At 76.2% G+C, this 8,192-nt stretch carries 8 protein-coding genes; 3 read left to right on the forward strand and 5 right to left on the reverse strand.

Annotated elements, in window-relative coordinates; genetic code table 11:
* Positions 1 to 187 precede the first annotated feature (187 nt).
* Together ACFQ8T_RS17805 and ACFQ8T_RS17810 are read left to right on the forward strand one after the other, a co-directional pair.
* Entirely contained in the window at positions 188 to 934 is a 747-nt protein-coding gene (locus ACFQ8T_RS17805) for a collagen binding domain-containing protein (RefSeq protein ID WP_430547815.1), read from the forward strand.
* 5 nt (positions 935 to 939) lie between these two features.
* Positions 940 to 1,755 carry a YceI family protein gene (locus tag ACFQ8T_RS17810; protein ID WP_430547816.1) on the forward strand — a complete coding sequence of 272 codons (816 nt, stop codon included), beginning with the start codon at positions 940 to 942 and terminating at the stop codon, positions 1,753 to 1,755.
* A 38-nt stretch (positions 1,756 to 1,793) separates the two neighbouring features.
* Here the strand turns inward: ACFQ8T_RS17810 and ACFQ8T_RS17815 are convergent, their stop codons facing one another.
* From ACFQ8T_RS17815 to ACFQ8T_RS17825, 3 genes are all read right to left on the reverse strand, one after another.
* Complete coding sequence (locus ACFQ8T_RS17815) at positions 1,794 to 2,753, reverse strand: DUF1524 domain-containing protein (protein ID WP_430547817.1); 960 nt, start codon at positions 2,751 to 2,753, stop codon at positions 1,794 to 1,796.
* Positions 2,750 to 3,070 carry a GNAT family N-acetyltransferase gene (locus ACFQ8T_RS17820; RefSeq protein ID WP_430547818.1) on the reverse strand — a complete coding sequence of 107 codons (321 nt, stop codon included), beginning with the start codon at positions 3,068 to 3,070 and terminating at the stop codon, positions 2,750 to 2,752. Before ACFQ8T_RS17820 ends, ACFQ8T_RS17815 begins: the two co-directional genes overlap by 4 nt.
* A gap of 61 nt (positions 3,071 to 3,131) precedes the next feature.
* Positions 3,132 to 3,803: a YitT family protein gene (locus ACFQ8T_RS17825; RefSeq protein ID WP_430547819.1), complete on the reverse strand. Its 672-nt coding sequence runs from the start codon at positions 3,801 to 3,803 to the stop codon at positions 3,132 to 3,134.
* Positions 3,804 to 3,883: 80 nt separating this feature from the next.
* Between ACFQ8T_RS17825 and ACFQ8T_RS17830 the strand changes: the two genes are divergently transcribed.
* The gene (locus ACFQ8T_RS17830) at positions 3,884 to 5,185 is read left to right on the forward strand and encodes an MFS transporter (protein WP_430547820.1); all 1,302 of its coding nucleotides are present in this window, start codon (positions 3,884 to 3,886) and stop codon (positions 5,183 to 5,185) included.
* A gap of 15 nt (positions 5,186 to 5,200) precedes the next feature.
* On the opposite strand, the gene ACFQ8T_RS17835 is transcribed toward ACFQ8T_RS17830, so the two are convergent.
* Complete coding sequence (locus tag ACFQ8T_RS17835; RefSeq protein WP_430547821.1) at positions 5,201 to 6,523, reverse strand: MFS transporter; 1,323 nt, start codon at positions 6,521 to 6,523, stop codon at positions 5,201 to 5,203.
* Positions 6,524 to 6,781: 258 nt separating this feature from the next.
* Positions 6,782 to 8,192, reverse strand: a 1,411-nt coding sequence (locus ACFQ8T_RS17840; protein WP_430547822.1) for a hypothetical protein, incomplete at its 5' end; no start/stop codon positions are given.

The raw sequence follows: 8,192 nt of genomic DNA on the forward strand, positions 1-8,192 counted from the left end.
CGCACGGACCCGCCCCCCCCCTGGCGGGCCCGGCCCCCGCCCCTCGCGCCCCGCCCCCCCCCCCGCCGCCACCCCCCCCCCCCCCCCCGCCGCCCCCCCCCCCCCCCCCCCCCGGCGCGCCGTCCCGGCCGCGGGCGGCCCGCCCGTCGGCGACGGCGGCACGGGCGGCGTCCCGGACGGTGTCACCGTGCACGGCCTGGTCCGCGGCGCCGAGGGCGCCCCGCTGCCGCAGGCGGCGATCACGCTCATCTCGCTGGGCGGGCGCCAGCTCGGCCTCGCGATCGCGCGGTCCGACGGCGCCTACGCGGTCGACGCGCCGGGTGCCGGCACGTACGTGCTCATCGCCTCGGCCGACGGGTTCCAGCCGCAGGCCTCGACGATCGTCGTCGGCGCGGCGCCGCTGGCCCACGACGTGCTGCTCAGCGGCACCAGCGGCCTGCGCGGCGTCGTCCGCGGCCCTGACCTGCAGCCCGTCGCGGGCGCGATGGTGCTGGTCACGGACGTGCGCGGCGACCTGCAGGCGAGCACCGGCACGGCGGAGGACGGCACGTTCGCCCTCGAGGAGCTCGTGCCCGGTCCCGTCACCGTGGCGGTCAACGCCGCCGGGTTCCGGCCGCGGGCGCTGCCCGTCGACGTGGGCGGCGCCGGGGTCACACGCGTCGAGGTCGAGCTCGCCGCGGGCGCCCGGGTGACCGGCGTCGTGCGCGCCCCGCACGGCCCGCTCGCGGATGCCCGCGTGACGCTCGTCGACGCGGCGGGCAACGTCGCGGGCACGGCCACGACCGGCCCGGACGGCGCCTACGCGTTCACCGACCTGGACGGCGGCGAGTACACCGTGATCGCGACGGGCTACCCGCCGGCGGCGACGGCGCTGAGCCTCGCCGGCGCGGGCGTCGACGGCCACGACATCGCCCTCGCCCACCCCGCGGAGTGATCGGCGTGCTGACCGCCATGATCCGGACGCGCGACGGGTGGGCCCTGCCGCACGCCGTCGTCACCCTCACGGACGCCGCCGGCGCGCAGGTGCTGCGGGTGGCCGCGGACGACGACGGCGCGGTGCGCGGCGAGGCCGCGCTCGCCCCGGGCGGGTACGTCGCCATCGTCACCGCGGTGGGCTACGCGCCCGCCGCGACGTCGGCGATCGTCACCGCGGCGGGCCGCGCCGCCCTCGGCACGGTGACCCTGGCCCGGCAGGGCGGCACGGAGCTGCCGCCGCCGGGCCCGTGGACGATCGACCCGGCGCACTCGTCGGTGACGGCGGTGGCCCAGCACCTGGGCATCTCCAGCGTGCGGGGCCGGTTCACCGAGCTCGCCGGCCGGATCGACGTCGCGCCCGGCGACGTCGCCCGGTCCGGCGTGGCCGCGGTGATCTCGGCGGCGTCCATCGACACCGGCAACGCCTACCGGGACGGCCACCTGCGCTCCGCGGACTTCCTCGACGTGGAGCGGTACGAGCACATCACGTACCGCTCCACGGGGATGACGCCGGTCGCCGACGGCCGCTGGACGGTGCACGGCGACCTCACGCTGCACGGGCTGGCGCACCCCGTCGACCTCGACCTGACCTACCTGGGCACCGGCGCCGACGCGCAGGGGGTGGTCCGCGCGGCGTTCCGCGCGACCACCGAGCTGCGCCGCGACGCCTTCGCCATCCGGTACAACGAGGTCGCCGCCGCGGGCGTCGCCATCGTCGGCACCACCCTCAAGGTCGAGCTGGAGATCCAGGCCGCGCAGGGCGCCGCGCTGCCCGGCTGACGCCCCCGCCCGACGCCCACCGCCCCGACGTCGCCGCGCTACTCGCAGGCGGTCCCGTCCTTGTCGCCGTCCAGCCGGGAGGAGTAGCCGGGATCCCCGCGGTGGACCCGCGCCGCCCCGGCCGCCCGCGCCGCGTCGCAGTTCGCGAACGGCTCCTGCGGCTCGGCGCCGGCGTCGTCGCCCGCCGGGTCGTCCCCCTGATCGTCGACCGGCGCGACGTCGGGCGCGGGCCCGCCGGCGGGCAGCGGCTCGTCGGGGCACCGGGCCAGGACGCCCGCGATGGCGTCGTGCTCGGCCTGCGTGACCCAGAGGGCGTACGCCTGCTTCACCGCGACCTGCCGCGCCACGTACTGGCAGCGGAACGCCTTGGACGGCGGCAGCCAGGTCGCGGCGTCGCCGTCGCCCTTGCCCGAGTTGGTCGGCCCGTCGACGGCGAGCAGGTTGAGCGGGTCGTTGGCGAGCTGCCGGCGCGCCACTCCGTCGAGCTGCTGGGCGCCCTTCTGCCACGCGTCGGACAGCGCGACCACGTGGTCGATCTGCACCGCGGTGGACGTCGCCTGCCCGCGCAGGAAGTCGATCCGCGTGCCCGTGTACGGGTCGGCGAGCACGCCGCTCAGCACGATGCAGTCGTGCGTGTCCGGGTCCGTGACGGTGCGCGTCAGGTCGCGCGCGAGGACGTCGTTGCGCGTGTCGCAGCCGTTGTGGTCGACGTCGGCCCACGCCGGCCCGAACTGGTCGCGGGAGTACCCCGTCTTGGGCGCGCGGCCCTTCACCGGCAGGCCCTCGAGCGCCGCGAGCGCCGTGCCGGAGGCCGCAGGCGCGGACTCCCCCGGCTCGTCCGGCGCGGGCGCCGCCGTGGCCGCCGGCGACTCCAGGTCCCCGCCACCGATGCCGGACCCCGCGGGATCGAGGCCTCCGGCGCACGCGCCGAGGAGCAGCGCGACGGAGGCACCCAGCGCCGCGATGCCGCCGCGCCGGGTGGTGGTCGCCGCCCTCACCGGGCGGGGTGTGCGAGCAGGTCGGCGTACTCGGGGTGCCGCTGCACGTACGCCTTGATGAACGGGCACAGCGGCACGATCTTCTCCCCCGCGGCGCGCACCTGGTCGAGCGCGCCGGCGGCGAGCTGGGACCCGATCCCCTGCCCCTCGTAGGCGGGGTCCACCTCCGTGTGCGTGAAGACGACCACCGCCGACCCCCCGTCGTCCTTCCGCTCGTAGTACGCGCCGCCCGCGCGGCGACCGTCGTCGAGCCGGGCGAGGAAGACCTGGTGGTCGCGGTCGTCGACGACCGTCACGGGGGTGGGAGTGGCGTTCATGGCCCCCATCCTGGCCGCTGAGCCCGGCTCCTGTCGCCCCCGTGCCGGGGCGAGACGGACCTCACGGTGCCTGGCGGGCCGGCTCCGCGTCGCCGGGCAGCAGGCGGTGCAGCAGCGGCGTGTTGACCCGCACGGTGAAGAAGTCGATGAGCGGCCCTGCGAAGAACGCCGTCATGACCGTCCCCACCCCCACCGGGCCGCCGAACACGACCGCCAGCCCCACGAACGCCAGGTCCTGCACCACCCGCACCGCCCGGTAGCGCCACCCGGTGCGGTCGACGACGATCGGCGCGATCGCGTCGTACGGCGCCGTCCCGATCCCCGCGGTCATGTAGGCCGACGCGCCCGCGGCGAACAGCACGATGCCCACGGTGAAGAGCACGGCCTGCAACAGGTGGCCGGGCGGGTCGGGCACCAGCGGCTCCAGCAGCGCGCCGAACCACTGGACGAAGAAACCTGTCATCACCATGTTGATGACCGTTCCGAGGCCGACGTAGCGGCGCGCCCACACCACCACGGGCACGAGCAGGACGGCGTTCACGGCGAGCTGGTATGCCCCGAGGCCGACACCGAGGTGCCCGCTGACGCCGATGTTCGCCGCCGTGAACGGGTCGACGCCGACGTGCGCGGAGAGCAGCACGGCGGACCCGAGGGCGAGCACGGCGACGCCGCCGAGTGCCCAGAGTGCACGCGGGACGAGCTGCGCCACGCGCACGCGGCCCCTGGCGGTCATGGTTCGTCACGGTAGGCGTCGTGCGCCGGGCGCGCGCGGTGGCGCTGCCGCCCCGTCGCCGGGGGTGGGAGAATCCGGCAGTGACCGTGCCCGTCCCCGAGGGCCCCGACACGGCGTCGGCCGCCCGGAAGCGCAACCCGTACCTCGACGTCCTGCGCGTGCCGGGGGCCCTGCCGTTCTCCGCCGCGGGCGTGATCGCCCGGCTGCCGATGTCGATGGTCGGCATCGGCACGGTGCTCATGGTGCAGGCCCTGTACGGCTCGTACGCGATGGCGGGCCGGGTGTCGGCGGTGCTGGTGGTGGCGCAGGCGCTGGTCGCGCCGCAGATCGCCCGCCTCGTGGACCGGTCGGGTCAGGCCCGCGTGATGACCCCGATGCTGGTCGCGACGACGGTGGGGCTGCTGGGGCTGGTGGCGGCCGCCACCCTGGGCGCCCCGGAGTGGGTCCTGTGGGTGTGCGCCGCCGTCGGCGGCGCGAGCCAGGGCTCGTACGGGTCGCTCGCCCGGGCCCGCTGGTCCCACGTGCTGCCCGAGGCGCAGCGCGTGCACACGGCTTACTCCCTGGAGTCCGCCCTCGACGAGCTGGTGTTCATCGTGGGCCCGGTGCTGGCCACGACGCTCGCGACGACGGTGATCCCGTCGGGCGGCCTGCTGGTGGCGGCCGTCGTGGGTGGCGCGGGCGCCGCGTGGTTCCTCACGCAGCGGCGCACGGAACCGCCCGCTCGCGGGGCGGCCGTGCCCGCGGACGGCGAGCGTGTCGGCACGGTGGCGCACCCCGACGCCGTCCGGCTCGAGCGCCGCTCGGCGATCCGCATGCCGGGGATGCCGGTGCTCGCCGTCGTCTTCGTCGGCATGGGCGTCATGTTCGGGTCGAGCGACGTCGCCACGGTGGCGTTCGCGGAGGAGCAGGGGGTCAAGGGTCTCGCCGGGCTGGTGCTCGCCTGCTTCGCGCTCGGCTCGATGGTCTCGGGCCTGGCGTACGGGGCCCGGCACTGGGTGTCCCCGCTCTCGGTCCGGTTCACGGTCACGGCCTGCGGGATCGCCGTCGGCGTCTCCCTGTTCTTCTTCGTCCAGAACCTGGCGGTCCTGGGCGTGGTGATGTTCGTGGCCGGCTTCGCCATCGCACCGACGCTCATCAACGGCAACGCCCTGGTGCAGGCGCTCGTCGCGCCGCACCAGCTCACCGAGGGGCTCACGTGGGTGGGCACGTCGCTGGGCGTGGGCGTCTCGCTCGGCTCGTGGCTGGCCGGTGTGGCCGTGGACGCGGTGGACTCGCACGCCGGGTTCCTCGTCACGATGTCCGGCGGCTGGGCGTGCGCCCTGCTGGCGCTCGCCGCGCTGCCCGGGATGCGGCGCCGGCGCCCGTACGCCGACGCCGCCTGAGCAGGCCCGCCGCGCTCAGGGCTCCGGGTGGTGCGCGTCGTAGCGCCAGAACCGGGGCTGCAGCCGCACCACCAGCCACAGCACGGCGACGCACGCGAGCCCGCCGACGACGGCCGCCCACCCCTCGCCGAACCACGTGGCCTCCGAGCCCAGCACCATCTCGCCGAGGCGCGGCCCGCCCGCGACCACCACGATGAACACGCCCTGCAGGCGGCCGCGCATGTGGTCCGGCGTCGCGGTCTGCAGGATCGACTGGCGGAACACGGACGAGATCGCGTCGGAGCCGCCCGCGAGCAGCAGCGCCACGCCCGCGAGCACGACGGCGCCCCACAGCACGCCGTCCGGCGCGCCCGGCCCGACGGCGACGAGCACCGCGCCGAAGGCGGTGACGCTCAGCCCCCACGCCGTGATCGCCCACACGATGATCCGGCCCTGCCACCGCACGCGGACGAGGGCGCCGGAGAACACGCTCGCGAGGATGCCGCCGACGGCGAACCCGGCGGCGAGCACGCCCGTCGTCGTCTCCCCGCCGCCCAGGTAGAGCGCGCCCGCCGCGGGCCACAGCACGCGCGGGAAGGCGAGCACCATCGCGGCCAGGTCGACGACGAACGTGGTGCGCACGTTCGGCCGCGTCGCCAGGTAGCGCAGCCCGTCGAGCACGGAGCTCAGCCCGACGACGCGCCGCCGGGCGGGCGCGGCGCCCGTCGGGTCGGGGTCCGCGTCGTCGTCCAGCGGCTGCTCGGGCGGGACGGCGGGCAGCCGCCACACCGCCCACAGCGCCGCCGTGAACAGCAGAGCGTCGAGGGTGTACGCCCAGCCGTACCCGAGCCGGGCCACGAGGACCGCGCCCACGAGCGGGCCGCACGTGAGCGCCACGTTGAACGCCAGCGTCTGCAGCGCGAGGGCCGCCGGCATGAGCTGCGGCTCCAGCAGTCGCGGCACGATCGACGTGCGCGCCGGGTTGTTGATCGCGAACGCCGCCGACTGCAGCGCCACCAGCCCGTACAGCAGGTTCACCGAGCCGACGTCGAGCCAGGCCTGCACCGCGATCGCCGCCGTCACGAGCCAGAGCACCGACGACGCGAGCAACGAGACGCGGCGCCGGTCGTAGTGGTCCACCAGCGCCCCGCCGTACAGGCCGAGCGCGACCAGCGGCACCAGCGCCGCGATGCCCAGGGTGCCCACCGCGAGCGTCGACCCCGTCAGGGCGTACACCTGCAGACCCACCGCGACCACGGTGATCTGCGTGCCGATGTTGGAGACGCCGAGGCCCCACCACAGGCGACGGAACGCCGGGGAGACGCGCAGCGGCGTGAGGTCGGCGATCAGTCGGGGCACGGTGTCCCAGGGTAGGCGTGTTCCGCGGGCAGCCCCGGGCGGGTCTGCCGGGCACCTCCGTCGAGGGTCCGGTGATCGTCCGCCCGGGGCCGCCGCGCGCACCCCGTGGTGCCGGTGGTGTCGTGGGCGCGGCCCGGCCCCCTGCGCCGTGCTGCGCCCACGCCGACCCCAGCCGGGGCGGAGCTGCCACGGGACACTCCCCAGTGATCCCCCGTGACAGCGCCGCCCCGTCCGGAGCCGGCACCGGCTCCGGTGGGGTCAGCGGGTCGCGACCGCGAGCGCCTCCCTCCGACGACGCAGCAGCAGCACGCCGCCCGTCAGCATCAGCAGCAGGGACAGCCCCAGCAGACGCAGGTCCCCGCCCGTCGTCGGCAGGGTCTGCATCGCGCCCGTCCCGGCGGCACCGGCAGCGCCGGACGCCGCCGTGGCGCCGTCGGCCCCGGTACCGATGAGCTGTCCCGAGCCGTCCGAGCCGGGAGCCTCGGCGACCGGACCGCCCACGGGACCGGACCCGCCGCCGCTGGAACCCGTGCCCTCGTCGGACCCGCCGTCACCGGTGCCGTCGCCGGGGTTGTCGGTGCCGTCGCCGCCGCCGTTGTCACCGTCACCGGGGTCGGTGCCGTCACCAGGATCGGTGCCGTCACCGCCACCGTTGTCGCCGTCACCGGGGTCGGTGCCGTCACCAGGATCGGTGCCGTCACCAGGATCGGTCGCGGTGGCGCCGTCCTCCAGGACGTCGTCGACCAGGCCGTCCTCGGCGAGGACGTCGTCGGTCACGGCCCCGAGGTCGCCCTCGAGCAGGTCGTTCGCCGTGTCGTTGACGTCCTCGACGACGTGCTCGACGAGCTCGTCGGTCACGCCGTCCTGCGGCTCGTCGGCGCCGATGATGTCGTCCACGGTGCCGTCCTCGCCGGCGATCCCGTCGACGGTGTCCTCGACCAGGTCACCCGTGCCGAGCAGGTCGTCCACCGTGCCGGTCGAGTCGACGACGTCGTTCAGCACCGGGTCGAGACCCTGGTCCTCCAGCACGTCGTCCACCAGGCCGTCGTCGGCGGTGAGGTCGTCCACGACGCCCGGCAGGTCGCCGGCCGTCACCGAGTCGAGCGTCGAGTCGACGTCGTCCACCACGGCCTCCACGAGGCCGTCGGTGACGCCGTCCTGCGGCTCGTCGGCGCCGACGACGTCGTCGACCACGCCGTCCTCGCCGAGCAGCCCGTCGGCCGTGTCCTGCACGGCCGAGCCGGTGCCCAGCAGGTCGTCCACCGCGCCGGTCGAGTCCACGAGGTCCCCGAGCACCGGGTCCAGGCCCTGGTCCTCCAGCACGTCGTCCACCAGGCCGTCGTCGGCCGTGAGGTCGTCGGTCACGGCGCCGAGGTCACCCTCGGTGGCGTCGCCGACGATCTGCTCCAGGTCGTCGAGCACGTGCTCCACGGCCTCGTCCGTGACACCGCTCTCGGGCTCGTCGGCACCGACGACGTCGTCCAGGACGCCGTCCTCACCGGCGATGCCGTCCACGACGTCCTGGACCAACGACCCGGTCCCGGCGGTGTCGTCGACCGTGCCCGCCAGGTCCGAGACCTGGTCGACCAGGTCGTCCGCGGCCGTGTCGACGCCGCCGTCCTCCAGCACGTCGTCGAGCACGCCGTCCTCGGCAGCGACGTCGTCGACC

This window comes from Isoptericola sp. NPDC056618, from assembly GCF_042792715.1.
Classification (GTDB): Bacteria; Actinomycetota; Actinomycetes; order Actinomycetales; family Cellulomonadaceae; genus Isoptericola; species Isoptericola nanjingensis.

What these genes read in the sequence shown, in the direction of transcription:
- ACFQ8T_RS17820 (WP_430547818.1), bottom strand. Translation starts at nt 3,070, where the DNA reads ATGAACGCCACTCCCACCCCCGTGACGGTCGTCGACGACCGCGACCAC.
- ACFQ8T_RS17825 (WP_430547819.1), bottom strand. Translation starts at nt 3,803, where the DNA reads ATGACCGCCAGGGGCCGCGTGCGCGTGGCGCAGCTCGTCCCGCGTGCA.